The sequence below is a fragment of the Ensifer oleiphilus genome, from assembly GCF_013371465.1.
GTDB classification, from domain to species: Bacteria; Pseudomonadota; Alphaproteobacteria; order Rhizobiales; family Rhizobiaceae; genus Ensifer; species Ensifer oleiphilus.
In genome coordinates, this window is sequence record NZ_JABWDU010000003.1 from 588,940 (window position 1) to 615,215 (window position 26,276).

Consider the following 26,276-nt stretch of genomic DNA (forward strand, 5'->3'; position numbering starts at 1 on the left):
GACACCCATGCACAAGATACTGACGATCGGCGAAATACTCGTCGAGATCATCGCCACCGAAAAGGGCGACGGCTTCCGACAGGCGACGCCCCTGATCGGCCCCTTCCCTTCCGGCGCGCCTGCCATCTTCATCGACCAGGTCGGCAAGCTCGGCCAGGCGAGCGCGATCATCTCGCGCGTTGGCGGCGACGATTTCGGTCATGTCAACCTCGCGCGGCTTGAGGCAGACGGCGTCGATATCTCCGGCATCGCCGTCGATCCGCTCGCCACCACCGGCAGCGCCTTCGTTCGCTACCGCGAGGACGGCAGCCGGGCCTTCGTCTTCAACATCCGCGACAGCGCCTGCGGCACCATTCGCCTCGATGACAAATCGACCGCGCTCGTTCGAAGCTGCAGCCACATGCATGTCATGGGGTCGTCGCTCTACGCGCCGAGCGTGGTCGAAAGCATTCTGGCGGCGATCGACATAGTCAAGGCTGCCGGCGGCACTGTGTCCTTCGACCCCAACCTGCGCGCGGAAATCCTCGAAAGCCCTGGAATGCGCGAGGCGCTGAGGACGGTGCTTGCCAAGACCGACGTCTTCCTGCCGAGCGGTGCCGAACTCTTCCTGTTCACGCAAGCGAAAACCGAGGCGGACGCCATCGCCGAGCTCCTCGCCTCCGGCATCAAGGTTGTCGTCGTCAAGCGCGGCGCCGAGGGCGCCAGCTATTTCGATGCGCAAACGACACTCGCTCTGCCCGGCTTTGCCGTCGAGGAGATCGATCCGACGGGCGCGGGCGACTGCTTCGGCGCCACCTTCGTCACCTCCTGGCTGAATGGCGCAAGCCCCCGCGAAGCGCTCGAGCTTGCCAACGCATCCGGCGCCCGCGCCGTCATGATTTCCGGCCCGATGGAAGGCGCATCGACGAGAGCCGAACTCGAAGCCTTCATCAGCGCGCGAAAGGATTGAAACCCATGAAACCGAACTATCTGATCGACATTGCCCAGTGGCGTGATCGCCCCGGTCTGCGCGGCATTCCCTCGATCTGCTCGGCGCATCCGCTGGTGATCGAGGCCGCGATGCTCAGAGCGCTGAAGGAAGGCACCCATCTCCTGATTGAGGCGACCTGCAACCAGGTCAATCAGGAGGGCGGCTACACCGGCATGACGCCGGCCGATTTCACCCGCTTCGTCGGGGATATCGCCGAAAAGACCGGCTTTCCGATCGACAACATCATCCTCGGCGGCGACCATCTCGGTCCCAACCCGTGGAAGAACCTGCCGGCAGATGAGGCGATGGCGAAGGCCGAAGCCATGATCCGCGCCTATGCCGAGGCGGGCTTCACCAAACTACATCTCGACACCAGCATGGGCTGCGCCGGCGAGCCGGTCGCCCTTCCCGATGAAACGACGGCGTCACGCGCAGCAAGGCTTGCCGCCGCCGCCGAAGATGCCATCCGTGGGCGCGACGGCATCGCGCCGGTCTACATCATCGGCACCGAAGTCCCGGTCCCCGGCGGTGCGCTGGAGGAACTAGACACACTGGAAGTCACCGCCCCGGAGGCAGCCGTCGAGACAGTCGACATTCACCGCCAGGCGTTCGAGCATGCCGGTGCCGGTGAAGCCTTTTCGCGCGTGGTAGGCGCCGTCGTCCAGCCCGGTGTCGAGTTCGGCAACGAGAACGTCATTCCCTATGACAGACCGAAGGCCGCCAAGTTGAGCCAAAGCCTGACGAAGCTCGATGGCCTCGTCTTCGAGGCGCACTCCACCGACTACCAGACCCAAGACGCACTTCGCGATCTGGTGGTCGATGGCTTTGCCATCCTCAAGGTCGGCCCCGGCCTGACCTTCGCCCTGCGTGAAGCGCTTTACGGGCTCGACCAAATCGCCGCGTTCCTGTTTCCTGATGCACGGTCGAACACGCTTGCCGAAGTCACGGAAGCGGTGATGCGCGAGGAGCCGGCGAACTGGGGCAAGTATTATCACGGCTCACCGGAAGCGCTGCGCCTTCAGCGCCATTTCTCCTACAGCGACCGCATCCGCTATTACTGGCCGCATCCGAAGGTCGCGACTGCGGTCGAAGAGCTTCTCCGGCTGCTCGACGGCGTCACCATCCCCGAAACGTTGATCAGCCAGTATCTCTCGGGCAGTTACGAGCGGGTGCGAGACGGCCGGGTGGCGCCGCAAGCAAAGGCACTAGCGATTGCCGCCGTCGATACGGTTCTGGAGGATTACTTCGCTGCCTGCAAAGGATAGAGCCGACCGTTCAATCCGTGAATATTTCGCAGTCGACACTGCCTATCCCTTGGAAATAAATCTATAAACGAAACCCAAAAGAAGAATGGGGGCGCTTCGACCGTGGACAGACAAATCAAGACGATGGAGGATTTTTCGGAGTTCGTCGGTTTGTCGCGCCCCACCGTCTCCAAGTACTTCAACGACCCGACTTCAGTTCGCAAGAAGACCCGTGACGCCATCGAGGCCGCGATCAAGCAATCGGGCTTCCGGCCCAACATCTTCGCCGTCAATCTCAACAGGCGGCGAACCAATATTCTTGGCGTCATCGTTCCCAATTCGACCGACCCATTCTACATGGCGCTGACGCGGCGGATCGAGCATATCGCCAACCAGGCGGGTTTTCTCGCTTTCGTTCTATCCTCCGACGGCAAGCCGGAGATGGAAGAGCGCGCCATCGAGACCTTCAAGTCGATGAACGTCGCCGGCGCCATCATCGCCCCGCTCGGCGTCCAGTCCCATCACCAGAAGCTCATCTCGCTCGGCGAGAGCATACCGCTCATCTATGTCGACTCGCCGCTCGACGGCAGTTCGTCCTTCGTCGGCACGGATAACCGGCAGAGTTTCAAGCTGATGGTCGACTATCTCTGCCGGTCCGGCGAACCGCCCTGCTATTTCGGCATGCCGCCGGTCAACAACAATGCGCTCGCCCGCCAGCACGCCTATCAGGAGGCGATGCAGCAGCTGAAGATGGATCCTGCCATCGTGCCGACGGTGCCGAATACCTCGTGGGATTTCGAAAAATTCGGCTACGACGAAACGCTGCGCATTCTGGCTGGAGGCGGTTTTCCGACGAAGACGGTGCTGTGCGCCAACGACCGCGTCGCCTTCGGCGTGATCGCGGCGGCCTTCCAGTCCGGCGTCAAGATCGGTCGGGAACCGGACAGCGACCTGCGTGTCGCCGGCCACGACGACCACCCGTTGTCGCGCTATACCTGTCCACCGCTGACGACGGTCGCGCAGAACTATAACGAGATCGGCAGGCTGGCGATCGAGCTTCTGCTCTACAAGCTCGGCGAGACGGAAAATGCCGACCAGGCCTTCCCTGCGGACGAGCGCATTTTGCTCAGCGCCGAGATCATGCTGCGCGGCTCGGCCTAGAGCGAAATGCGTTCGGATGCCGACGGATAAGGCAGGTCGGCCGCAATGCGCTCGATCAGAAACCGCACCCGGCGCGGCTGCACCCGTGTCGGGGGATAGACAATCTGCAACGCAGTCTGGCCGACGGAATAGCCGGCAAGCAGCTCGACAAGCGCACCCGATGCCAGATCCTCGCCGACATCCCAGATCGATTTAAGCGCGATGCCGTGGCCTTCGCGGCACCATTGCGCCACCAGCCCGCCGTCATTGGCAACGCGCCGACCGCGCACCATCACCTTGCGGATCTTGCCATCAATCTCAAAGGACCATTCACGGTCGAGGGTGTTCCCAAAACGCATGAGGATGCAGTCGTGGTCCGACAGATCGTCCGGATGAGCGGGCATGCCATTGGCTGCGAGATAGGCAGGTGCCGCGCAAACCACACGTCGATTTTCCCCGAGCGGCTTCGAGCGTAGCGAACTGTCGGCGAGAAGGCCGTGACGGATGGCGAAATCGAGGCCCTGGCCGACGAGATCGACATAACCATCGGCGAGGTTGAGATCGATGGTAACCTCTGGATGGTCGGCAAGGAACCGGTCGAGGATCGGCACGACGTAGCGTCGGCCGAGATCCGCGGGCGCGCTCAGCCGTATCGGGCCGGAGACCTTCTGCGTACCAAGCCGGATACCCGCCTCTAGTTCTTCGGCTTCCGCCAGCAGTCGGCGCGCACCGTCGACCAGCAGGCGTCCTTCCTCAGTCAGACTGATGGCCCGCGTCGTGCGTTTGAGCAGTGTGGCGCCATAGTGAGCCTCGAGCGCCGCCAGCCGCTCGGAGACCGACGCGGGCGATAGGCCGCGTTCACGGCCAGCCGCAGAGAGCCCACCCTTTTCGACGATCGACAGGAAAAGCGCGAGATTGTCCAATAGCATCTTTCGTCTTCTCCGAAATATCATTTCGGAATGTGGCCGATTATCTGCTGAGGTCGCAAGCCCTAAATTGCTCTCGAAAGGAGCAAGCGCCATGCATCTCGACCACGTCACCATCCGCACGCGCGATATCCAGGCAACCCGGGCATTCTTCGAGACGGTTTTCGCGCTCGACGTTGGTGAGCGCCCGATCGCGATCCAGCGGATCCCTGGCTATTGGCTCTATGCCGATGACCGGCCGATCGTTCACATCATCGGCAGTCAAGGGGGCGGTCTCGACCACGCCGCCGAGGCGATCGACCATGTCGGATTGCGCCTTGAAGGCTACACGGTCTTTCGCGCCAGGCTCGACAGCCTCGGCATTGCCTATTCGACGATGGATCTCGCCGACATCGGCGAGCGGCGGCTATTCCTGCGCGCACCCGGCGGGCCGCTGCTGGAGGCCGTCTTTTCCGAACCCGTCCCCATGGAGAACAACAATGACATTCAATGACAACACGCTGTCGCTTGTCGTCGGCGGCACCAGCGGCATCGGTGCCGCAATCGCCGAAGCGCTCAGGCATCGACCTGGCCGCGTCGAGATTGCAAGCCGCGCCACCGGGCTCGACATTTCCGATCCGGATGACGTCGCGCGCTTTTTCCAGCGGCTGGAGGCCCTCGACCATCTCGTCGTGACGGCGGGCTCTGCCGCTCCGGGCGGACGGGTTTCTGACATTGGCATCGATGCCGCCAAGGCGGCATTCGACATCAAGTTCTGGGGCTCGATCATCGTCGCACGCGAGGCGGCCAGGATCATCCGCCCCGGCGGGACGATCACGCTGACCTCCGGATTCCTCGCCCGCCGGACCATTGCCGGCACGTTCGTCAAGACCGCAATGAATGCGGCGCTCGAAGCCACCGCAAAAATCCTCGCCAAGGAGCTTGCGCCCCTTCGCGTCAACGTGGTCAGCCCCGGCCTGACAGAGACGGAAGCCTACGCAGGAATGGCGTTCGACGCTCGCGACGCGATGTTTTCGCGTGCGTCATCGACGCTGCCTGCCGGTCGCGTCGGACGCCCCGAGGACATCGCCCGCGGCTACCTCTTTGCCATCGACAATCCCTTTGTGACCGGCGCGGTGATCGACATCGACGGCGGCGCGCTGATCAACTGACCAAAGACGGCGCAAGGCCGGCGTCCACAGCCGCCCGCCTGATTTTCAAGAGGAACTCATGATGCCAACGACACCGGTCGATCCCGTGAAACCAAGTGCAATGACGCTCGGTGAGCATGACCTGGCCACGGCCAACGACCATATCGGCACCCAACTGGTGCTCGACACCGAAGGGATGCGGGTATGGCACCTGCGGCTGAAGCCGGGAGAAGCGCTTGCCGTCCATCGCCACGACCGGCCCTATTTCTGGACCGTGCTGACCGACGGCCGTGCCCGCTCGCGATACGGCAACGGCGATATCGTCGATATCGCCTACCGCGCCGGCGAGACCCGCCATTTCGGCGACCTGACAACCGAGAGCGCCTTTGTCCATGACCTAACCAACACCGGGGAAACCGAGCTCGTCTTCGTCACCGTCGAGTTCGACCCGCGCCGGCCATCGGTTCAGATGATGTTCGAATGACGGGATGGCGAAAACGCCGCTATTCGCCGAGACGCGGCGCTGCCTTGACCGTGTCGATGATGTTGCCGAGCAGCAGATGCAGCGCATCGCGGTAACCGGTGCGTGCCGAGGGACCGCTCTCCTCAGACGTCATCACCACGGTCAGGTCCAGCGCCGGAACGATGTAGAGCATCTGGCCGCCGTAGCCCCAGGCGAAATGCACGGTCTCGCCGGCGACCTGGCGCTGAAACCAGCCATAGCCGTAGATGTCGCCGGAGAAGCGCGAATTGGTGCGCGGTTGCCAGGAAAGCGTGATCCACGCAGCCGGCACCACCTGTCGACCTTCGGCCGTCTTGCCGCCGTTGCGGTAGATCTCGCCGAAGGCAAGCAAGGACCGCGCGCTCATCGCCATCTGGTTGCCGCCGAGATAGATGCCTTGCGGATCGCGGTCCCAGGCATCGATGCGAAAGCCCTTAATCGGACCGAGCCATTCGCGGGCGAGAGCCAGCGTCGACTTGCCGCTGACCCTGGTCAGGATGGCCGAGAGCAGATGCGTGGAGGCGGTTGAATAGAGCATCTGCCCGCCGGGATCATCGTCGAACGGCTGCGCCAGGGCGAAGCGAACCCAGTTGCGGCTCGACACCCAGCGGCCGTAGTTGGGACCGGACATTCGTCCAAGACCGGCCTGCATCGACAGCAGATGGCCGATGGTGATGTCCTGAATCCGCGGGTCCGGGGACGCTGGCAGGTCCGCCTTGAGGATCGGCGCCATCTTCTGCTCCGGCCCCTGCAGCAGGCCCTTGTCGATCGCGATGCCGACGAGCGCAGATACGATCGATTTGGACGCCGACTTGATGTTGGTGCTGTCCGAGGGGCGGTTGCCTCGGTAGCCGCGTTCGGCAACGATGGAACCGGATCGGGCGACGATCACCGCCTTCAACGGCGTCAGGTCGTCGCGCGTGGCAAGGCTCTCCAACAGCGCCGGCAGCGGCGGCCGCTCCTGCGCGACGGCCAAGGTGCACATCGCCAGAAGCCAGAACAATGCAGCGGCAAACCTGATCATGTATTCCGATCTAGTGTGAAAGCACGGGCGCGTCATCGCACGATATGCATTGTCACGCTGATTTGAAGCTTGGTGAAGAGCCCAGCCTTGTCGCGTTGGTGCACCCGTTTCACGCTGTCAGTGGGCCGGCAGCGCCTGCGGCAAGGACCGCCACAAAACGGTGCAGGCTCTGCCGGACGAAATCCGTAGCGGGGATCTGCGGATCGAAGCTCCACCAAAGCAGTGCCCCCTGCCAGTGGGATGCCATCAGCAGACCGACACCGGGCACCGGCCCCGACGGGCCGGCGAGCCGCTCGTCCAGCGCCTCAGAAAGTGCATCGCGCCACCGCGCGCCGCGGGCGCGAAGCGCCGGGTCGCGCAAATCCTCGCGCAGGACCCGCAGCCCATCGGCATAGGTTTCGATGCCACCATAGTCGCCCGACAGTCCGACGAGCAAATCGACGGCGCCTTCCGGTGTCATCGGCAGGGTCGCCGAAAGCTCTGAGGTCAACCGGTCGAGCCCATCCCAGGCCTGCAGAAGTGTACGCTGGACGAGGTTCTGCTTGTTTTCGAACCGCTGGACCAGGGTGGAGGCGGAGAGCCCCGTGCCCGCGGCAAGGGCCGCGAAAGTCAGGCCCTCCGGTCCGCTTGCATGCATGATCAACAGCGCGGCGGTCAGCACATCTTCGTCAGGCATGGTTTTGGGGCGTGGCATCTTGACTCTCATTAATAACCGAATAATCGTTTATATATCTCATTCCCACTGCCACTACCAGATGGCACGGATAGCCGATGGAGAAGAATATGACGCTTAGGGGCAAAATTGCGCTGGTTGCAGGTGCCACCCGCGGCGGCGGACGCGGCATCGCCGCCGAACTCGGAGCGGCGGGCGCGAGGGTCTATGTCACCGGTCGCACCACGAGAAGCCAGCAATCGGACTACAAGCGTCCCGAAACGATCGAGGAGACGGCGGAACTCGTCAGCGCGCTTGGCGGCGAAGGTATTGCCGTGCAGGTCGACCACCTGCAATCTCGAGAGGTGAAGGCACTCATCGACCGCATCCGCCGGGAACAGGGCCGGCTCGATATTCTCGTCAACGATATCTGGGGCGGCGAAAACCTTTTCGAATGGAACAAGCCGGTATGGGATCATGACCTCGACAACGGTTTGAAGCTGCTTCGCCTGGCAATCGACACGCATCTGATCACCGCCCATCACGCCCTGCCGCTGATGATAGAGCATAACGGCGGGCTGCTGGTCGAGGTCACGGACGGGACAGCCGAATACAATGCCGAGCACTACCGGCTCTCGCCGTTCTACGATCTCGCCAAGGTCGCGGCCAATCGCATGGCCTGGGCACATGCGAAGGATTTGGCGCCGCACGGCGCCACGGCCATATCGATTACGCCCGGCTGGATGCGATCGGAGATGATGTTGGAGCATTTCCAGGTAACGGAAGAAACCTGGCGGGAAGCAACGAAGCTCCAGCCGCATTTCGTCATTTCCGAAAGTCCGCGCTTCGTCGGCCGCGCCATAGCCGCACTTGCCGCTGACCCACAGAGAGCCCGATGGAACGGACAATCGCTGTCGAGCGGCAGCCTCGCCCAGGCATACGGCTTCACCGATCTCGACGGCTCGCGCCCCGATTGCTGGCGCTACATGCGCGAGGTGATGGAATTGGACAAACCCGCTGATGCTGAAGGATATCGCTGAAACGGCCCGCCCGCGGGCAAGCCGCGGTCAAATCGATCAGATCGCCAACGTCTGCACCGCGCCATCGCCGAACTCGCAATCGAGTTCCCACCCGGTTTCGCCCCGGCGGACACGCAGGAACATCGCCCCGTCCCCGGGTGCGGGGCGCGTTGCATTGACGGCGCAGCGATAGGTCCTGCCGCCCGACCGGACTTCGATCGTTTCGCTTTCGACGATTTCCTCGTCGAGGCCATTGGCGAACGGATAGGGCGCGAACATCGCCGCCGTATGGATCGAGTGAACACGGGTGACGGAACCATCCTCGTCCAAAAGATCAACCGTCGCGACGCAAGCCCGGCGTTCGTTTCCCGAGAGAAACACAACATGCTCGATCCGGTTCTCGGCGATATAACCAAGCACCTCGCCAAGCGTGTTGGGATAGCCGTCCCATCCGTCGGAATGCAACGCGGACAAGTTCGTCCAAGAAAGGCTTCGATCGCGCTGGGTAGCGCGCCGATGCCGCGGCAGCAACATCGCAGGAGACACGACGAACTTCGGTCCGGGGGCCAGCAACAGCCATTGCTTCAAGCTGTCCATCATCGCCGGCGCGAACATCGCGGCCACCTTCAGACCATCACCCACTTTTCGGTGGGTTCGCTGGGTACGCGTGTCGAGCATGAAGAAATGGAATCCGTCGAAATCGAACATATCGAGCTTGGAATGTTTGCCGCGTTGATACCTCCGGTAGGCTTCGATGCCGCGCATCGCAGTGCCGGCATTGTCATCGTCATCCGGATCGGAGACCGGCTCCCAATGGTCGTCGATCTCCTGGTCGTCGAGCAGCATGAAGGACGGGATCTGTCGCAAGACGTCGCGCACGCTGCCCTGGGTCAGCCAGGCTTCATAGGGCAGACGGTAACGATCATCCCGTGTGGTCGGATCATAGAGCCCTGCCGTCGGATCGACATGGATCTGGCCACCGACGAAAAGCGCAAAGCGCGGCTTGATGCCGGAACGGGCTTCCAGCCGTTCGGCAATACGACCATAACCTCGGTAGGCGACCGCCTCATCGAGAAAACCGACCGGATACTGGCAGGAGGAGAGCGTGAAATTGGTTCCGTTCGGCGTCGGTTCCAGGGGCGGAAATGCCGGTGGAACATAGGGGACGATGCCGTCCCTCAGGTCGAAATCCTGTTCAACAACGGGCGAGCGCGCCGACTGAATGAAGCCCTGGCGCCCCGCGCTCGGCGATGGCAAGGCGAGCGCGCGCTCCACGGCCGCGGCCATTTTCTCAAAACGACTGTAGGCGAACGCGACCGCCTGCGCGCTCGCGGCATTGCTGGCACCAGTCGGATCGAACCGCCGCATCCGTCTTTGCCCTGTATCGGCAATGAAGTAACCATAGGCCGGCCCCAGGGCGGCAGGACCAGGCACGACGCGTTCGAGCGGTGACGGCGGCTCTTCGTGCTCGAGCTCCGGTGCGGCCAAGGCCGCATCCTCGTCATAGGCCAGCAGAACCAGAAGGGCATCGCCCCGATCGGCAGTTCCATGGCCGGGCATGCGGGCCGGCAAAGGAACTTCGAACGCATCCCACCCATCGTCCTCAAGCGCCTTCGAGGCATAGGCCACCAGATGTTCCAGGAGATAGCCCGTGTCCCAAGGCTGTGTCGGATCATCCGGCCGACAGATACGATCACCGACCACCCGGATCCGCAGGAGCAATGCGGCTTCGGTCACCCGGTGCGAGGGCGCAGAACCGAGGCGGATGACCAGCGCCGGGGTCTTCGGGCGCTCTTCGGTAATGATCGGACCGATCCAGGGCGGATAGACCACTTTTTCACTGTCGGCCTTGACGGCGCCCGCCGGTATGTCTGCGTCGAGAAACTGCTGGATCCGTTGCAAGGTCGCGTGCCGGGTGGTTCCGACCAGCGCATCCTGATGGCCCGCACCCGGAATGACAAAGGGAGGCATATAGAGCCGGCCGGCGTCGCCAAAAATCTCCCGCATGCGATCGACGGTCGAGACATGTGACAGCCCGTTTTCTCCCCCATGCACGCTGAAGGTCGGAAACGACCAGTGCTTTGACAGGGTCTGGCGCGAGACCAGACCGTTGCGCCCACGAAAATCCGTCATCGTCGAGGAACGCACGAAATGCAGGCGAGACGACACCGTCGACAGGCTCGACGGACCGAAATGTTCGTCGATATAGCGCAGCGTTTCAGGCTCCATGTTGCGCACATCGAAATGGCGACCGCAGAGCGCGTCCATACGATGCCGTGTGCGCGTCCAGGGTGTGCGCTTCGCTGGCCACAGCGGGTTCTCGACGTCGAACTCCTCGACCGGATAAGGCAGCGACGAAAGCAAACGATCGAGCAGATCGTCTACAAGGGTCGGCTCCCTCGGGTCGAAACTGTAGGTGTCCGGCAGGAAATCGATGAGGTAGCGCACCACATAGCCACGAAAGATGTTGGCCGGCGCAAAAACCACCAGCGGCCCGACCTGCGTGAAGGCGGCGCGGTTGACGAGCCCGGTCGCATGGCCGTTCAAAACGGCAATGCTGAAGACGACGGCTCCCATGCAATGGGCGATAACGTCGACCGTCCCGTCCGGCGACGTTGCCGCCACGGCCTTCAGTGCTGCAGGTACGTCTACATTGCCGATCTGGTCGAAGCTCCACGCCTCTGTCGCCGTCGGTTGGCCGGCGCTGGTTCTCAGATCGGCGATCCATATGTCACGACCGGTACACCAGAAATGGCTGGCGAAATTGGGATTGACTGCGTGATGCGCAAAGGTCGTGCCGCTGGCGCCATAGCCGTGGAACATGATGAGCGGGCGCTTCTTGCTGTTGGGATGCCGGTATCGCGTCAGCCGCACCTCGCCGGACACATCGCTGCCTCCGCCATCCGGCCGTTCCGGCGCAAGCGCGATGCGATGCAGCTCAGCGGTAATCGACGCGCCGCCCGGGAGCTTCAGCGTCGTCGGCGGCAGGCGGTTGACGGTCGCCTGTCGCGGCCGCTTGTCCCGATCGGGAGCACGAAAGCTCCAGAGATGCAGACCAAGCAGAAGCCGCGTAGCGAAGCCGAGGAACGTCAGCAGTTCACCGATGGTGTTGACGCCGTCGCGTTGACTGACGACCCGGAACAACGGCACGCCGATCCGCGCGAGATAGCCGACGTCGAGTTTCAGCACGCGCTCGCCGCTGCCGGGGCTCAAGCCCGGAAACGTGTCGAGCGTCATCTCCATAAGCTGGCGCCAGGGATTGCAGCGCCGCTCATAGGTAAAGGTCTTGACGCCGACGATACGGTTGCCCGCGAGCGCGATCTTGCCGCCGACGTCCTGCGGTCCAATTGTCAGATCATAGCCGAGGGTTCTGATTTCGCCGGCGTGGCTGGCGATCGCAAAAGCCGATTTGAGCCGCGACCAGAGGCCGGGCCCGTCATCTCCATCGGCAAGTGCCTGGTAGCCGTCCCGAAGCCCCCGGTTCAGCAACCAGGCCCTGCCCGCGCGCCACACGCGTCCAGGCATCGAGCTCTGCTGTCGCTCGAGGATCCGCATGCTGCCGAAGATCGGTGCGCTGAATTCGGCGGCGGCATCGAGCCTTCGCTCCTTCACATGCAAGGGCAGCCAGGTCGTCTCCAGCGTTTCCCAGACGTCCCGAGGAAAAATCCGGATCTGGCTTCGGGTAGCGCGATCCGGCACTTCGGTTGCGACACGAATGATCGGGTGACCGCCATTGCCCTGCGTCAACTGCAAAAGCGAAGTAGGCGTAAAGCGCATGGTCAGCTCGACGATCCGGGTTTCCTCGACCCCGCCCACCGGCGTCAAGCTGATGGGGCCGACAAGCCTTTCTATGATTTCCACCTCGCTCGACTGCGCCCGCGCGGCGGCGTCGGTGTTGCGAAAGACGGGCCGCACCAGCGGGGCGCCGATGGAACGGACTTCGGCCGCGACATAATTCCATTCCTCGGCCAGCGCTTCCGCCGCGCGCAGCGCAATCGCGGCAATCGTCAGGGCCGGGTTTGTCGCAAGGGCGGTCGGAACGATCGACCCGTCGAGCACGACGAGATCGTCATGCACCGCGTCGGAATCCGCCGATGTGAAGACGCGGCCAAGGTGATCGACCACACCGTCTGCGCCGGTGTCGGCCATCGCACAGCCGCCAAGCGGATGGAAAGTCGCCAGCGGGCCACGCTGATCTTTCAGCAACCAGGTCAGGTCGGCCGGCAACAGCTTCCAGACCGGATTGGGAATGAGCCGGCCGCCGGTGTCTTTCGTCAGCGCGGCGAGCGCCTCGACCTGCCTGTCGAAAATGGGCAGGCTTTGCAGCTTGTCCCAGCGGATCCGCGCAATGCCATCCCGATCGACCGCATTTGGGTCGCCGTCAAGCTCGATCCGGCCCGCTGCGCCGTCATAGGCCATAACGGCGTAAAGTGCCGAACGACCGATGCGCGCGGCCGGCACTGCGTAGGGATCGTCATTCGGAAACCCCGGCCGGTGCCGCGTGCCATCATGCCTGGCAAGGCCGTGCAGCGTATTGAGGGTGGCAAAAACCTCGGCGAAGGCAATGCGCAGAGCGGCCGGCACCGACATCTCCTCGATCATCACCCCCTTCGAGGCACGAAGGTCGATCACCCCGGTCGTCGTCGGCCCGATGGCCCTGGCCGACGGTTTGATCGTTTCGTTGGCGACGGTGTTGACATCGGCTGCGGTCGCATAGTCGGCAACCAGCATGTCGCCATTGGTCGAGCATCCCCGGCCGAGGTTCCTGTCCGCCAGCTGCAAGCCTGCGCCGCGAGAGCGCATGAGGATTTCGCTCGATCCGAGTGTACCGGCGGCGAGCACGACCTTGCGGGCTCTTATCGCCACCGGGTCGGCGTCGCGCTTGCGGAGCTTCGCATTGGTGTGGACGCCCCTGACGAGCCACCCGGCATCTCCATCCCTGGCCAGGCTGAGGACCGTTGCGCCGCTGAAAATTTCGGCGCCGTACTCGTTGGCGCTCACCAGCAGATTGACGTCGAGGGAGTTCTTTGCGCCGCCATTGCAGCCGGTCGCGCAATCACCACAGCGCAGGCACTTGTTCAGGCGGACATTGCCGGAGTTGGTGGTGTCGCTCATCGCGACCGTGATCGAAGCCGGTCTGAAAGTGCCGTCCGGCGCGATGGCGCGCATCGACCTAAACTTTTGCGGCACGCCATCGACATGGTTGGCAATTGTGTTTGGAGCGCCCATGATGGTACTGCCGAGCAGATCGCGGGCGCGATCGAAATAGGATTTCCAGACCGAGAGATCGTTGAGGGCGGCCGGCCAGCCCTTGTGAAATACGCTCGGCAGCGGCGTTTCCATGACCCCGGCATTGATCAGCGATCCCCCGCCGATCCCGTTGGCGACGACCGCAACGACCTCAGCACCTCTCCTGATATCGATCAGGCCCTCCTTGTTGTTGTCACCACGAATATGGCGCGGCAATTCGCCGAGCCCTGTCGGAAAGGAGCCCGGCAAATATTCGCGGCCGCGCTCCAGAACGCCGACCGAGATCGGCCTGCCCTCATGCGTACGCCCGGCAAAAGTCGAAGCGGCAATGGCGCCGCCGTAACCGCTGCCGATGATCAGGACATCGAAATGCACGGAGGCTGGGGCTTTGCGGACGCGATCGACCAGTCGCTCGAAACCCTGCGAGATCCAGGCCGTTTTGGATTCCGTGTCGAGGTCGCTCATGCCAGCCCCCGCACCGAACCATCGCGATGCGCGAGGGTGGTACAGCGCCTCGCATCATCGACGGACGACCCATTTCGTTTGACAACTTGCGATGTGCCGTTACCGATGTCGCCTGTCTGCACAGTGTTCTCCATCAGATTTGCCGCCGCCATCAATCGCGGTCGCCTTCCCTCAGGTCGTTCCATGCCTGCAAGATATGCTCGCACCGTCTCCAGGCTCGAGGGCAACAGATGCGAGATTAACTTTAGGTTGCGCTCAAGCGCAAAGCATAGCGTCGGGCTTTCCGACCCGTACCCTGATTTTCACTGAAGCCGAGAGACCCCTCTTAGCGCCGCGCGAATTATATGCGAAAGTCCGCAAATACGTCAGAGGGGAGCCACTAATCCAGAAGTAGTACTCTTCTCGGCCGGATGCATGCCGCCGATGGCAACGACCCATCGGCCGTCACGTTTCGAGCCGCGGCGTTGTTCTCGGCGGGACAACGACTGACCGGCAAAAGGCCACCTCCAGAGCGCCGCGATCCAGCGCCGTTTCGATGGACGGTCTTGAACCAGCCCCTCGCCTCCTGTAGTGCGGGTCCTCATTGATTTTGGATTGGGACAATCGTGTCGAGAGATCGTTATTCGAGAAAACTGGAATGTGCCAAATGCGGTGCGTCCGGCTTTGCAGAGGCCTCGGAGAACGACGATCCGAAGAGCAGGACCCGTGGCTTTCTCATCGACCAGATGCCAGTGGGCTTTTCGACAGAGCGCCCGTCGAGCGATCCCGCGAAACACATGATACGGTGCCGCTGCGGCAATATCTTCGCGTTCAAGCAGAGGACGGTCTACGCGCCGAGCGGAGAGCCGCGCAACTGAGCAGGCTCCTGCTGCCTGCAGCTCGACGATTTAGGAAGCCCGGACCACAAGGCCCATGGCCTCGCAGATCATCACCGACTGCTCGATTGTAATGACCGCGCGCTTCAACGTCACCGTTTCAGGCTCGATCGAACTCAAATCGCTGCCGCGCAGGTCACACCCGCTGAAATTGGCGTTCTGAAGCCATGCGCCCGATAGGTCGAGCCCGGTCATCGTGCCGCTCTCGCAACGCGCGCCGGTCAGGTCGGCCTCGCGCAGGACAGCGTCGATGAAGACGGCGCTGCGAAGGTCCGCACCCGATAACCCGACGAAGGACCAGTTCCCACCCTTGACCCTTGTCGCGTCGAATTTGCAGCTGTCGAACATGCTGCCGACGAATTTGCAGTCGTTGAAATCGACGTCGTAAAAATTGCAGCCGACGAAGGTACAGTTGATGAAGGCGCTGCCTTCATGGCGCGAGCAATTGAACTTGGCGCGACGGAAGGTGCACTCCTTGAAGACGGCACCGGCACTGGTGGCCTCGGTCATATCCAGATCCGAAAACAGCGTACGACTGTAATTGCGGTCGGAGATATCGAGCCCGTACCAGTCGGCGCCGGCGATGGTCACGTCCGTGGCGGCGGCTGCTTCTGCGTGCTTGCGTTCGGCCATCCTCGCCTGCCCTTCGTCAATTCGCTCACTGCCTGGATCACGTGTCTGGCGTGAAAGCGCGCGCCGCGCAAGGTTTCGGAAGGTCATTTCCGCTCCCATGCATCATGCAGGCTCGCCCGGCACGCTTTGGGCTTTGCGCACCAGTCACGCCGCCCTCAATGCCCTGCCTTCAGTGCCCAGGCGCTTCGTCGTCGGTGTCCGCAGCATCAACGGCGCGATCATGCACCGCTCTCCAGGCGAGAACCTTTGCAAGATGTTTGTCATCACCACTCAGACGAGCGAGGTGCTCCTGTTGCCTCAGCGCCACCCGCACCGTCGCGCGGGCAAACCGGTCATTCGGGCCGGCAAAATCCTGCAGCCGGGCGTCGCAAGCTAGTGCGGCGAGCAGATCGGTCTTGATCGCCACGGTCGAGGCATTGCCGAAGCGCTGCAGCAGTGCCTGGAACCGCTCATGCAGATGCGCATCGAAAGCCCTCTCCTCGCCCATCGGGCCGACGACAGGATTGCCGGGATGCAGGCTGCCGAGCGGCATCAGGCCCGCGGGGATCGGTGTGTTGGCGGAATGGGTGCGGCCGCTGCGCAAGACTTGCGGCAGTACGTGCGTGTGCGGGCCGGATGGAGACACACCTCCTGTGTCCGGTCCGCCGATCTTCTGGAAAACCTCGACGCGGCCGATGGCGGTGACGGCAACGCGATGGGGATGGGCCTTCAAGATGGCCGGCATTGCCGGATTGTCGGGCTCGAACAGCGAGCGTCCGACACACCGCCTCAAAACCTCAAGCAGCTCGACGTCCTCGGTGCGAATGCAGAAGTCGCATTGCGGCAGCGAAAGCCCCATGTCGAAGAGGATGGCGCCGCGATCGCCGGAGCGAATAGCCGCTTCGTCAGGCCCAAGGTCAGTCAGGTGCGCACGCGCCTTCCGCCGCGCATCGCCTTCGGGCAGACACAGGGCGACCGCATGGCTCCAGCGGTGCGCTCTCGGGCTCAGCGCTTCGTAGGCGACCGGCACGATCTCGGTCAAACGGGCAGGGTCGATCCACACGCCGCCACGCTCCGTCGCCCGGCATAATACAGCCGGCGCATCGACAACGAGCGCTTCGCCGGCATCCTGGTGGAACTCGGCGATGGCGCCAAACGTCCCCATGCTCCACCCGGCTTCCGGGTCTTTCAGATGCGTACTGAGCATGTCGGCCAACTCGGTCATGCGGTGCTGTCCCTTGAAATCCCTTGTTCGATACCGGTCTGCGCAAGGCGCGTCGGCTGCACGATCAGTCCTCCCGCCACATCCGCCACATAGGCTTCGATGCCATAGACGCGCCGCAGCAGGTCTGCGGTCAGCAGCTCTGCAGGCGCGCCGTCGGCGACGATGCGGCCGCTTTCGAGAAGCACCAGCCGATCGCACCAACGCGCCGCCAGGCCGAGATCGTGCATCGAGGCGACGACCGAAGTACCCTGCCGTGTCAGGTCACGGAACACCTGCATCAGCGCGATCTGATGCGCCGGATCGAGGCCCGCGACCGGCTCGTCGGCCAGAAGCAGGTCAGCCTGTTGCGCCAAGGCTCTTGCAATCAGCACGCGCGCCTTTTCGCCGCCGGAAAGATCGGTCGCCCGACGCGATCGCAACTTGCCGATGTCCATGCGCTGGAGCGCCGCTTCGACGGCTTCGTGGTCGGCGATCGCCGACCGCGCAAATGCGCCACGATGCGGCTGCCGGCCGAGATCGACCAACACTTCGACCGTGATCGGCCAGGCGATATCCCGGTCCTGCGCGACATAGGCAATGTGGAGCGCAAGCTCGGCCGGCGCCATGCGCCGCAGATCGGTGCCGCCCAGGAGAATTTCGCCGCTTGACGGGATGAGACCAAGGCAGGCGCGCAGAAGCGTCGATTTGCCGGCACCGTTCGGACCGATAAGGCCGACGAATTCACCCGGGCTGACACTGATCGCGATGTCCTTCAGCACCGGGTTGCCACCAAGCGAGGCGCTGAGGTTGGAAACGGCAAGCCGGCTCATGCTATCTGCCTCCGTGCACGCATCACGATGACGAGAAAGAACGGCGCGCCCACGACCGCCGTCAGCACACCGAGCTTGAGATCGCGCCCGGGGGCAACGACCCGAACGAGGATGTCGGCGGCAAGCAGCAATGCCGCCCCGCCAAGCGCGCTGGCAAATAGCAACCGGGAGGGCCGAGCGCCGACGAGCGGGCGCAGCAGATGCGGAACGACGAGGCCGACGAAACCGATCGCTCCGGCAACAGCGGTTGCGGCACCGACCGAGGCGGCCGTGCCGATGACCGCAAGCCTCTGGACCCTTTTCATGTCGACCCCCATGCTCGCCGCCGTCTCGTGGCCGAGTGTGAGGGCATCCAGCGCCCGACCGAGACTTGCCAGCATCAGCCAGCCGAACACCATGAAGGGCGCCGCGAGCCAGACATGCGTCATCGATCGGTCCGCCAGCGAGCCCAGCATCCAGAACATGATCTCAAGTGCTGCGAACGGATTGGGCGAGAGATTGAGCGCCAGCGAGGTCATCGCCCCGGCAAAGGTCGAAACGGCGACGCCAGCGAGGATCACCGAGAGCGGTCGGGCGTCAGCCCCGGCCATCAGCCGGACAACGAGCACCGCGCAGAGTGCGCCGCCAAGCGCCATCAGCGGCAGCGCAAGCGGCATCAGGGCAGACAGTCCGGTGTAGATCGCGATCACGGCGCCGAGCGATGCCGAGGCGCTGACGCCGATCAGGCCGGGTTCGGCCAGGGGATTGCGCAGATAGCCCTGGAGTGCAGCACCCGAGAGCCCAAGCGTTGCGCCGATCATCAGCCCGAGGATCGCGCGCGGCAGGCGGATTTCCCGCATCACCAACCCGATCAGGCTATCGTCTGCAGCGAAAAGACCGGCAAGGCCCTGCCAGGGGCCGACATCTGCAGGTCCGACCGTCAGCGAAAGGACGAAGAGGGTTGCGACGACAATGGCAAGCACGACGATCAGCAGGCAGTAGCGGGCGGTTTCCGTCATCATTTCCCCGTATCGAGTTTCAAGGCCGCCTGCTGCAGGATGTTTGCGGCGATCAACGTGAATGGCCCGCCGCAGATGGTGTAGCGGCTATCGAGCTGGACGGTCCGTTGTGGCGGAGCGACCGCGCGAAAGGCCGGGTGGGCGAAATTCTGCTTGGCAAGCGCCGGACCGCGTTCGCTGCTGGAATCGATGGCGATCAGATCCGGCCGAGCGAGAACCAACGCTTCGAGTGACAAGTGCCCGGTGCCGGAGATGCCGAGCTTGCCTGCGAGATTGGCAAGCCCCGCGATGCCGACGATATCGGCAACCAGCGTGCCGCTGCCGGAGGTGAAGCCATTGGCATAATATAGCGCAAGATCGAGCTCCGGCAGCTTGATCTCATTCAACCGCGCTATCTCGGCATCCATCGCCCCCACCAGTTCGTCCGCGCGCTGCTGCCGGCCGAGAAGCTTGCCCATGCGCTGAAGGTTGGCGCGAACCTCGGCGATCGAGGCCTCAGGGGCAAGTTCCTCGACGGCAAAGCCGAGCCGTTTCAACAGGTCAACGGTCGTGCGCGTCGTATAGGTGCCGGCAATCACCAGGTCCGGCTTCATCAGGAAGATCTCTTCGGCCAGCCCGTGATTGACGACATAGGATGTCGCCTCGGCGGCAAGCGCCGAGGTCGAGCCGTCGGTGGCCAGATAGGAAACCGAATAAAGCTGGCCCTTGCCGGCGACCAGCATGGCCATCTGGTCGGTGCAGACATTCATCGAGACGACGCGACGCGGCGTTCCGTCCGCCGACGCGCCATGGGGCAAGGCTGCCCAAAGCACCCCCGCAACCAGATATCGCCTGCACCAACCGGATGTCATCAGAACGAGGCCTTCAAGCCGGCAAAGGCGGCAACACCTTGCGTGTTGTAGCCGTAGATCTCCTCATAATCTTCATCGAAAAGGTTGTCGACGCGGCCGAAGATCTCGAAAGTGTCGTTGACCTTGAAGCTGCCGCCGACATTGACCAGCGTATAGGCACCGAGCGGCACCCGCTCCGGGCCTGGCCGATAGGCCACATCCTGCATGCGGCCGTTGAGGATGACTTCACCGAAGACCCTGATACGGTCGTCGTAAAAGACGTAAGCCGCGTCGAGCGACGCCGCGTGGCGCGGACGGCGGACTTCCTGCAGGCGGGGTCCGCCGGCAAGCGTCTGCTCGGTCGAAGCGGTGTAGGTATAGGTCGCCGTCGTCGTCAGCCCGTTGAAGAAATCGACGGTCGCCGACACCTCGATCCCGTGACGCAGGCTTTCGCCCGAGCGATTGACCGGCGTCGACCGGAAGCTGGGATCGTAGACCGTAGCAATCTCATTCTCCAGATTCTGATCGAAATAGGTCACGTCGACGGTCAGGCCGCCGTCGAAGAAACGCTGCTCGACACCGATGTCCCAACCGAGACTTTCTTCCGGCTTCAGGTAAGGGTTGCCGATGAAAGTTCCCGGGATATAGCCGAACTGCTCGTAAAAGGTCGGGTTGGTCACGCCGGTACCGACGGACGCGTGCAGCCGGGTTTCGCTGCCCGGTACTTCCCAGGAGCCGCTGAGGCTCCATGTGGTGGCATCCTCGAAGCGATCGTTGAAATCGCGCCTGATGCCGGCATTGACGAAGAACTGGTCGGCAAACTCGCCGCGATACTCGCCGACGAGCGAGTGCGCATTGCGGCTGAAGGTCTGTTGCAGGTGCGACGGCGTAAACGTCTCGCGCTGCCATTCGTAGCCACTGGTGATCTGGTGGCGGATACCGTCGCCGCCATCGAAGCCGTAACTTGCCTGATAGCTGGCGTTGTAGCGGTTGCCGTCGTTCCAGGACCGTCCGAACCCGCTGATGTTGTCGCGATGCATGCCGAGGCTCGAAACACGCGCCTTTTGCGTAAAATCGCCGTCGAGCGCCGAATGGGTGAGGCCGAGCGAACCCGAAAGCTCGCGCGACCGGGTGTAGTCCAGCGTGTCGTAGGTCAGCGCAGTCATGTAGTCCTGCGCGTCGAGGTCAGTCTTGCGGTTGACGGCGCGCAACGTCGCGTCCAGTTGCAGATCGGGCGAGAGGTCAAAGCTGAACTTGCCGTTAACGGTGCCGTTGCGGTCACCGTCGTCCTCGGACCCGGTGTCGGAAATGTTGAAACCGCCGGTTCTCTGGAAGACGCCGGACAGCGCGTAGTCATAGCCCTCGCCGCCACCTCGGGTGGAGACACCGCCGAGCCAGGTGCCGTCGCTGCCAACTTCGGTGCGGGCGCTCGACTTGGCGCTGTCCCGGCTTCCCTTCCTGGTGATGATGTTGATGACGCCGGCCATGGCATTGGCACCCCAGAAGGTGCTTTGCGGCCCGCGCAGGATTTCGATGCGCTCGATGTCGTCGGAAACGAGGCCGCCGAAGTCGAACTCCCCTTGCGAAACGTCGTTCGCCTCGACGCCATCGATCACGACCAGCACCTGGTTGCCCTCGGCGCCACGGACCCGGACCTGCGTCAGACCGCCGGACGCGCCGGTGCGCGACACGGAGAAACCCGGCACCAGGCGCAGGGCGTCGGCGACATAGCGGATCTGGTTCTTCTCGATCTCATCTCCGGTAATCACCGTGAAGGCGCGTCCCGATTTGCGCTGTTCCGTCGGCGTCAGGCCATCGGAGACCAGGATCTTCTCAAGCTTGGTCGGTTGTTCGTTTGCGGTTCGATCCTGTGCCTGTGCCCCGCCCACGAGGATCAGAACCAGCGCCGCTGCGCCAGTCAATTGCTTCGTCATATCTTACCCACTCCGGCGCGATGGGCACGATCCGGCCCATGCGCGATCGACCGCAGGCAGAGGGTGGCAGAGGCAAGACGACAAGCGACCACCCCGGCGCCGTCTGCGGCACGCGGCAACATTGCTCCAATGTCACCGCTACGGACGGCCGCGCCTCGACACCCCTCGTGTCCAGGCATGGGTGACCGAAACAGGCAGGTCTCCTGACTTCCGCGTCGTCGCTTCCTCCCGCCTTCCCACGCGAGATGTCGCGCAGTGGCTTCATGGGGTTCCGCTCGGCGGTTACAGTTGCGGGGGCAGTCGCGGTTTCGGCCCCTTGCGGGCAATCCTCACCGTGTTCCCTTTTCATCCGTCGTCAGACGGAACCTGTTTCGCATGATGAGACCTACCAGATGCCGGCCGCCGGTCAACCGCCGGTCGCATTTTCCACTGGTAATGTGCGCAAACAGAATTGGAAGCGGTTCAGCGCGCCGCTCCCGGAGAAGACATTCGAAAGGCTCAGCCCGGCCAACGCCAACCCTGGATCTCCGGCATGTCTTCGCCGAATTCCCGGACATAACGATGGTGTTCCTCAAGCTTGCTCCGCAGCTCGGTAACAACGCCTGCCGCCTTTTCCGCCAGCCCCGGCACCCGGCTGATCGCTTCCAAGGCAAGATGGAAACGGTCGAGTTCATTGAGTACGGTCATGTCGAAGGGCGTGGTGGTCGTGCCCTCCTCGATGAAGCCGCGCACGTGGAAATTCCCGTGGTTGGTGCGCCGGTAGGTCAACCGATGAATCAGATAGGGATAACCGTGATAGGCGAAGATCACCGGCCGGTCCGTCGTGAAGATTCGATTGAAGGCATCGTCCGACAGACCATGCGGATGCTGCTCGGCAGATTGCAGCGCCATCAGGTCGACAACGTTGACGACGCGGACCTTGAGCGCCGGGATTTTTTGGCGAAGCATGTCGACGGCGGCCAGCGTTTCCATGGTCGGCACATCACCGGCGCAGGCCATCACCACGTCTGGCGCCACTGCGCCCTCTTCGTTTCCGGCCCACTCCCAGATACCGATGCCGGCTTCGCAATGCCGGACCGCCTCATCCATGGTAAGCCATTGCGGCTCCGGCTGCTTGCCCGCCACGATGACATTGATGCGGTTATAGGTCTTCAGGCAATGGTCGCCGGTCCAGAGCAGCGTGTTGGCATCCGGCGGCAGATAGATGCGCACCACATCGGCCTTCTTGTTGGCGACGAGGTCGACGAAGCCCGGGTCCTGATGACTGAATCCGTTGTGGTCCTGGCGCCAGACATGCGACGTCAAGAGGTAGTTGAGGGAGGCGATCGGCTTTCGCCATTCAAGCTCGCGCGACACCTTCAGCCATTTTGCATGCTGGTTGAACATCGAGTCGACGATGTGGATGAAGGCCTCGTAGCAGGAAAAGAAGCCGTGGCGGCCAGTGAGCAGATAGCCCTCGAGCCAGCCTTGGCACAGGTGTTCGCTCAGCACCTCCATCACCCGTCCGTCGCGCGACAGGTGCACATCATAGGGCTCGATCTCCTCCATCCAGACCCGGTTGGTAACTTCAAAGACGCTGCCGAGCCGGTTCGATTCGGTTTCGTCGGGACCGAAAATGCGGAAGTTGCGGTTTTCCGCGTTGAGCGTCAGCACGTCACGTAGATACCGCCCGAGCATCTCGGTCGATTGCACCATCAACTGGCCACGGGCGGCGGGATCGACCGCCACCGCATGGTTGGCGATCTCGGGCACGGCAAGCTTTCGCCGCAGGAGACCGCCATTGGCATGCGGGTTTGCCCCCATCCGGCGCTTGCCCGCGGGCGCCAGAGCCCGCAACTCCTCCTTCAATCGCCCGTCCCGGTCGAAAAGGTCCTCGGGATCGTAGCTGCGCATCCAGTCTTCGAGGATCTTGCGATGCGCGTCGTCGCCGCGGCAATTGGAGACCGGAACCTGATGCGAGCGCCAGAAGCCCTCGACCTTCTTGCCGTCGACTTCCTTCGGCCCCGTCCACCCCTTGGGGCTTCGAAGGACGATCATCGGCCAGCGCGGGCACCGGTCGGGGTCGGCGCGGCCCTGACGGGCCGCATCCTGAATGGCGCGGATGCGCGCGAAAACCTGATCGAAGGTGGCCGCCATCTGCTGGTGCATGTCGGCCGGATCGTGGCCGACGACGAAGAACGGCTCGTAGCCGTAGCCGGAGAACAGCTGCCGCAAATCCTCGTCACTGGCGCGCCCCATGATCGTCGGATTGGCGATCTTGTAGCCGTTGAGATGAAGGATCGGCAGGACCGCACCGTCGCGCGCCGGATTGAGGAACTTGTTGGAATGCCAGCTGGCGGCGATCGGGCCGGTTTCTGCCTCGCCGTCACCGACGACGCACGCGACCACAAGATCCGGATTGTCGAAGGCGGCGCCATAGGCATGTACCAGGGCATAACCGAGCTCGCCACCCTCGTGGATCGAACCGGGCGTTTCCGGCGCCACATGGCTCGGAATGCCACCGGGGAAGGAGAACTGTCGGAACAGCTTTCGCATGCCCTCCTCATTCTCTGCAATATCGGGATAGACCTCGCTGTAGATGCCTTCCAGATAGGTGTTGGCGACCATACCGGGGCCGCCGTGCCCCGGTCCGCAAACATAGATCATGTCGAGATCGGACTTGCGGATCATGCGGTTGAGGTGGGCATAGATGAAATTGAGGCCGGGGGTCGTACCCCAGTGGCCGAGCAGCCGAGGCTTGATATGTTCGGCCTTCAGCGGTTCGCGCAAAAGCGGATTATCGAGCAGGTAGATCTGCCCGACCGAGAGATAGTTGGCGGCCCGCCAATAGCGGTCTATGAGGGCGAGTTCGCCGGCGGCAAGCGCCTGCGCGCCGGGCTTCTTACTCGTCTTTTCCATATGTCTGCTCCCGTTTCGGCCGAATGGCGTTCAAACTAGTGCACGCGGTCGGGCCGGCCATGCGCTGGATCAATTGCTGGAAAGAAAGGCGAGCGCATTTCTGGCGATAATCTGTTCCTCGTCCGTCGGCTGAAATCGACCATGCCCCTGGCGACGCGGCTTGGCTTGCCGTCGCGGGTTTCGAACAGACCGACCTTCACCGTCGAACGGCCGGCGTTGAAGGTGACGAGCAGTCCCGGTGTCGTCACGGCCGCCCCACTGTCCAATCACGCGTCGCGCCATGCACCACGACGGTCGCCGCCGTGGTGCATGGGCTATTTCAGGAACGCCCGGAAGCGGCGCATGGCGAAGGCAAAGAGAATGGCGCCGATAACCAGCAAGGCTAAAAGCTGCGGCCAGACAACGTCCAGTCCGGCATCGCGGAAAAGAAAGGCGAGCGCATTTCTGGCGATAATCTGTTCCTCGTCCGTCGGCTGAAATCGACCATGCCCCTGGCGACGCGGCTTGGCTTGCCGTCGCGGGTTTCGAACAGACCGACCTTCACCGTCGAACGGCCGGCGTTGAAGGTGACGAGCAGTCCCGGTGTCGTCACGGCCGCCCCACTGTCCAATCACGCGTCGCGCCATGCACCACGACGGTCGCCGCCGTGGTGCATGGGCTATTTCAGGAACGCCCGGAAGCGGCGCATGGCGAAGGCAAAGAGAATGGCGCCGATAACCAGCAAGGCTAAAAGCTGCGGCCAGACAACGTCCAGTCCGGCATCGCGGAACAGAACCGCCTGCGCCAGAATGACGAAGTGGGTGTTCGGCGCCGCCAGCATGATGGTCTGGATGATCTCGGGCATGCTTTCGCGCGGCGTCATGCCACCAGAGAGCGCCTGCAGCGGCAAAAGCACGAGCATCAGCAGCAGGCCGAACTGCGGCATGGAGCCGGCGATCGTCGCAAGCAGGATGCCCATCGAGGTGGTGGCAAAGAGTTGCAGGGCCGTTGCCAGCAGAAACAGCGCGAGCGAGCCCTGCACGGGAACGGCGAGCACGCCCTTGACGACGAAGATGAGCGACACCGCCGAGGCCAAAAGCACCACCAGCCCCATGGACCAGACCTTGCTGACCATGATCTCGAACGGGGTCACCGGCATGACCAGCAGGTGTTCCACCGTTCCATGCTCGCGCTCGCGGATCAGGGCCGCGCCCGTGAGCACGATCGACAGGATGGTGATGTTGGTGATGACGTTCATGACCGCGCCGAACCAGCCTTTGTTGAGCTCGGCATTGAACCGCGCGCGCAGGACCAGATCGACCGGAAGTTTCTGCTCGCTTCGGTGACGATCGAGAAAGCCGGCGACCTCTCCAGTGACGATCTGCTGGATGTAGCCATTGCCGGAGAAGGCCTGGCTCATGCGCGTCGCATCGACATTGAGCTGGATCGTCGGCGACCGACCGGCGAGAAGATCCGTCTGGAAATTCGGAGGAATGTCGAGCGCAAACGTGTCGAGCCCCTGGTCCATCCGCCGGTCCATCTCCGCAGGCGTGATCATCTGTGGTGGCACGAAATAGGGCGGATAGAAGGCTGTCGAGATCCGCGTCGACACCGGTGAACGGTCCTCGTCGACGATGGCGACAGCGGCGCGGTTGAGCGTTTCCGGCATCGCCGTCGAGCCGGTATAGACCGACAGCGTGAAGGAATAGACGATGAGGATCAACAGGATCGGATCGCGCCAGAGCCCCCAGAGTTCCTTGATGCCGAGTTGATAGATGTGGGACAGGCGCATCG

The 26,276-nt window shown here is 63.1% G+C and carries 21 protein-coding genes and 1 riboswitch; of the genes, 8 read left to right on the forward strand and 13 right to left on the reverse strand.

Features of this window, described 5'->3' with window-relative positions:
• The first annotated feature begins 7 nt into the window (after positions 1-7).
• The 3 genes from HT585_RS15305 to HT585_RS15315 all read left to right on the forward strand — a co-directional run bounded on the left by HT585_RS15305 (position 8) and on the right by HT585_RS15315 (position 3,375).
• Positions 8-949 (forward strand): tagatose kinase, encoded by a 942-nt coding sequence (locus tag HT585_RS15305; protein WP_176353739.1) that lies wholly within the window; start codon positions 8-10, stop codon positions 947-949.
• A 5-nt stretch (positions 950-954) separates the two neighbouring features.
• Positions 955-2,235, forward strand: a complete 1,281-nt coding sequence (locus HT585_RS15310; protein ID WP_176353740.1) for a D-tagatose-bisphosphate aldolase, class II, non-catalytic subunit — start codon at positions 955-957, stop codon at positions 2,233-2,235.
• Between the two features lie 123 nt (positions 2,236-2,358).
• Entirely contained in the window at positions 2,359-3,375 is a 1,017-nt protein-coding gene (locus HT585_RS15315) for a LacI family DNA-binding transcriptional regulator (RefSeq protein ID WP_176354191.1), read from the forward strand.
• On the opposite strand, the gene HT585_RS15320 is transcribed toward HT585_RS15315, so the two are convergent.
• A complete protein-coding gene (locus HT585_RS15320) occupies positions 3,372-4,283 on the reverse strand; it encodes a LysR family transcriptional regulator (RefSeq protein ID WP_176353741.1) in 912 nt (303 codons plus the stop codon). The two genes, HT585_RS15315 and HT585_RS15320, sit on opposite strands and share 4 nt — an antisense overlap.
• A 91-nt stretch (positions 4,284-4,374) precedes the next feature.
• Here HT585_RS15320 and HT585_RS15325 point away from each other — a divergent pair, with 91 nt between their 5' ends.
• The 3 genes from HT585_RS15325 to HT585_RS15335 are packed head-to-tail and all read left to right on the forward strand — an operon-like array spanning position 4,375 to position 5,894.
• Positions 4,375-4,773 (forward strand): VOC family protein, encoded by a 399-nt coding sequence (locus tag HT585_RS15325; RefSeq protein WP_176353742.1) that lies wholly within the window; start codon positions 4,375-4,377, stop codon positions 4,771-4,773.
• Positions 4,760-5,431, forward strand: coding sequence for an SDR family oxidoreductase (locus HT585_RS15330; RefSeq protein WP_176353743.1), 672 nt, complete (start codon positions 4,760-4,762; stop codon positions 5,429-5,431). The genes HT585_RS15325 and HT585_RS15330 overlap by 14 nt, the downstream gene beginning before the upstream one ends.
• 58 nt (positions 5,432-5,489) lie before the next feature.
• Positions 5,490-5,894: a cupin domain-containing protein gene (locus HT585_RS15335; protein WP_210270424.1), complete on the forward strand. Its 405-nt coding sequence runs from the start codon at positions 5,490-5,492 to the stop codon at positions 5,892-5,894.
• A 19-nt stretch (positions 5,895-5,913) separates the two neighbouring features.
• Here the strand turns inward: HT585_RS15335 and HT585_RS15340 are convergent, their stop codons facing one another.
• Complete coding sequence (locus HT585_RS15340; protein WP_176353744.1) at positions 5,914-6,936, reverse strand: serine hydrolase domain-containing protein; 1,023 nt, start codon at positions 6,934-6,936, stop codon at positions 5,914-5,916.
• Between the two features lie 109 nt (positions 6,937-7,045).
• Positions 7,046-7,630 carry a TetR/AcrR family transcriptional regulator gene (locus HT585_RS15345; RefSeq protein WP_176353745.1) on the reverse strand — a complete coding sequence of 195 codons (585 nt, stop codon included), beginning with the start codon at positions 7,628-7,630 and terminating at the stop codon, positions 7,046-7,048.
• An 89-nt stretch (positions 7,631-7,719) separates the two neighbouring features.
• Between HT585_RS15345 and HT585_RS15350 the strand changes: the two genes are divergently transcribed.
• Positions 7,720-8,628: an SDR family oxidoreductase gene (locus tag HT585_RS15350; protein ID WP_176353746.1), complete on the forward strand. Its 909-nt coding sequence runs from the start codon at positions 7,720-7,722 to the stop codon at positions 8,626-8,628.
• Between the two features lie 36 nt (positions 8,629-8,664).
• On the opposite strand, the gene HT585_RS15355 is transcribed toward HT585_RS15350, so the two are convergent.
• Positions 8,665-14,322: an alkaline phosphatase D family protein gene (locus HT585_RS15355; RefSeq protein ID WP_176353747.1), complete on the reverse strand. Its 5,658-nt coding sequence runs from the start codon at positions 14,320-14,322 to the stop codon at positions 8,665-8,667.
• Between the two features lie 602 nt (positions 14,323-14,924).
• Between HT585_RS15355 and HT585_RS31745 the strand changes: the two genes are divergently transcribed.
• Positions 14,925-15,179, forward strand: coding sequence for a hypothetical protein (locus HT585_RS31745; RefSeq protein ID WP_343214025.1), 255 nt, complete (start codon positions 14,925-14,927; stop codon positions 15,177-15,179).
• Positions 15,180-15,209: 30 nt separating this feature from the next.
• Here HT585_RS31745 and HT585_RS15360 read toward each other — a convergent pair whose 3' ends face one another.
• The 9 genes from HT585_RS15360 to HT585_RS15400 form a co-directional block, all read right to left on the reverse strand.
• The gene (locus HT585_RS15360; protein ID WP_210270425.1) at positions 15,210-15,917 is read right to left on the reverse strand and encodes a pentapeptide repeat-containing protein; all 708 of its coding nucleotides are present in this window, start codon (positions 15,915-15,917) and stop codon (positions 15,210-15,212) included.
• An 82-nt stretch (positions 15,918-15,999) separates the two neighbouring features.
• Positions 16,000-17,034, reverse strand: a complete 1,035-nt coding sequence (locus tag HT585_RS15365; protein WP_176353748.1) for a DUF6925 family protein — start codon at positions 17,032-17,034, stop codon at positions 16,000-16,002.
• Entirely contained in the window at positions 17,031-17,843 is an 813-nt protein-coding gene (locus tag HT585_RS15370) for an ABC transporter ATP-binding protein (protein ID WP_176353749.1), read from the reverse strand. The genes HT585_RS15365 and HT585_RS15370 overlap by 4 nt, the downstream gene beginning before the upstream one ends.
• Positions 17,840-18,841, reverse strand: a complete 1,002-nt coding sequence (locus tag HT585_RS15375) for a FecCD family ABC transporter permease (protein WP_176353750.1) — start codon at positions 18,839-18,841, stop codon at positions 17,840-17,842. The genes HT585_RS15370 and HT585_RS15375 overlap by 4 nt, the downstream gene beginning before the upstream one ends.
• Positions 18,841-19,653 carry an ABC transporter substrate-binding protein gene (locus HT585_RS15380; RefSeq protein ID WP_343213989.1) on the reverse strand — a complete coding sequence of 271 codons (813 nt, stop codon included), beginning with the start codon at positions 19,651-19,653 and terminating at the stop codon, positions 18,841-18,843. The genes HT585_RS15375 and HT585_RS15380 overlap by 1 nt, the downstream gene beginning before the upstream one ends.
• 38 nt (positions 19,654-19,691) lie before the next feature.
• Entirely contained in the window at positions 19,692-21,605 is a 1,914-nt protein-coding gene (locus tag HT585_RS15385; protein WP_176353752.1) for a TonB-dependent receptor plug domain-containing protein, read from the reverse strand.
• Positions 21,606-21,781: 176 nt separating this feature from the next.
• Positions 21,782-21,990: riboswitch (cobalamin riboswitch) on the reverse strand.
• Between the two features lie 113 nt (positions 21,991-22,103).
• Positions 22,104-24,503 (reverse strand): phosphoketolase family protein, encoded by a 2,400-nt coding sequence (locus tag HT585_RS15390; RefSeq protein WP_176353753.1) that lies wholly within the window; start codon positions 24,501-24,503, stop codon positions 22,104-22,106.
• 382 nt (positions 24,504-24,885) lie between these two features.
• Entirely contained in the window at positions 24,886-25,095 is a 210-nt protein-coding gene (locus HT585_RS15395) for a hypothetical protein (protein ID WP_176353754.1), read from the reverse strand.
• Between the two features lie 66 nt (positions 25,096-25,161).
• Positions 25,162-26,274: an ABC transporter permease gene (locus HT585_RS15400; RefSeq protein WP_176353755.1), complete on the reverse strand. Its 1,113-nt coding sequence runs from the start codon at positions 26,272-26,274 to the stop codon at positions 25,162-25,164.
• Between the last annotated feature and the right edge of the window lie 2 nt (positions 26,275-26,276).

Excerpts from the sequence above, each read along its gene's own strand:
- HT585_RS15305 (WP_176353739.1), top strand. The coding sequence starts at position 8 with ATGCACAAGATACTGACGATCGGCGAAATACTCGTCGAGATCATCGCC.
- HT585_RS15310 (WP_176353740.1), top strand. The coding sequence starts at position 955 with ATGAAACCGAACTATCTGATCGACATTGCCCAGTGGCGTGATCGCCCC.
- HT585_RS15315 (WP_176354191.1), top strand. The coding sequence starts at position 2,359 with ATGGAGGATTTTTCGGAGTTCGTCGGTTTGTCGCGCCCCACCGTCTCC.
- HT585_RS15320 (WP_176353741.1), bottom strand. The coding sequence starts at position 4,283 with ATGCTATTGGACAATCTCGCGCTTTTCCTGTCGATCGTCGAAAAGGGT.
- HT585_RS15325 (WP_176353742.1), top strand. The coding sequence starts at position 4,375 with ATGCATCTCGACCACGTCACCATCCGCACGCGCGATATCCAGGCAACC.
- HT585_RS15330 (WP_176353743.1), top strand. The coding sequence starts at position 4,760 with ATGACATTCAATGACAACACGCTGTCGCTTGTCGTCGGCGGCACCAGC.
- HT585_RS15335 (WP_210270424.1), top strand. The coding sequence starts at position 5,490 with ATGATGCCAACGACACCGGTCGATCCCGTGAAACCAAGTGCAATGACG.
- HT585_RS15340 (WP_176353744.1), bottom strand. The coding sequence starts at position 6,936 with ATGATCAGGTTTGCCGCTGCATTGTTCTGGCTTCTGGCGATGTGCACC.
- HT585_RS15345 (WP_176353745.1), bottom strand. The coding sequence starts at position 7,630 with ATGCCACGCCCCAAAACCATGCCTGACGAAGATGTGCTGACCGCCGCG.
- HT585_RS15350 (WP_176353746.1), top strand. The coding sequence starts at position 7,720 with ATGACGCTTAGGGGCAAAATTGCGCTGGTTGCAGGTGCCACCCGCGGC.
- HT585_RS15355 (WP_176353747.1), bottom strand. The coding sequence starts at position 14,322 with ATGAGCGACCTCGACACGGAATCCAAAACGGCCTGGATCTCGCAGGGT.
- HT585_RS15360 (WP_210270425.1), bottom strand. The coding sequence starts at position 15,917 with ATGACCTTCCGAAACCTTGCGCGGCGCGCGCTTTCACGCCAGACACGT.
- HT585_RS15365 (WP_176353748.1), bottom strand. The coding sequence starts at position 17,034 with ATGACCGAGTTGGCCGACATGCTCAGTACGCATCTGAAAGACCCGGAA.
- HT585_RS15370 (WP_176353749.1), bottom strand. The coding sequence starts at position 17,843 with ATGAGCCGGCTTGCCGTTTCCAACCTCAGCGCCTCGCTTGGTGGCAAC.
- HT585_RS15375 (WP_176353750.1), bottom strand. The coding sequence starts at position 18,841 with ATGACGGAAACCGCCCGCTACTGCCTGCTGATCGTCGTGCTTGCCATT.
- HT585_RS15385 (WP_176353752.1), bottom strand. The coding sequence starts at position 21,605 with ATGACGAAGCAATTGACTGGCGCAGCGGCGCTGGTTCTGATCCTCGTG.
- HT585_RS15390 (WP_176353753.1), bottom strand. The coding sequence starts at position 24,503 with ATGGAAAAGACGAGTAAGAAGCCCGGCGCGCAGGCGCTTGCCGCCGGC.
- HT585_RS15400 (WP_176353755.1), bottom strand. The coding sequence starts at position 26,274 with ATGCGCCTGTCCCACATCTATCAACTCGGCATCAAGGAACTCTGGGGG.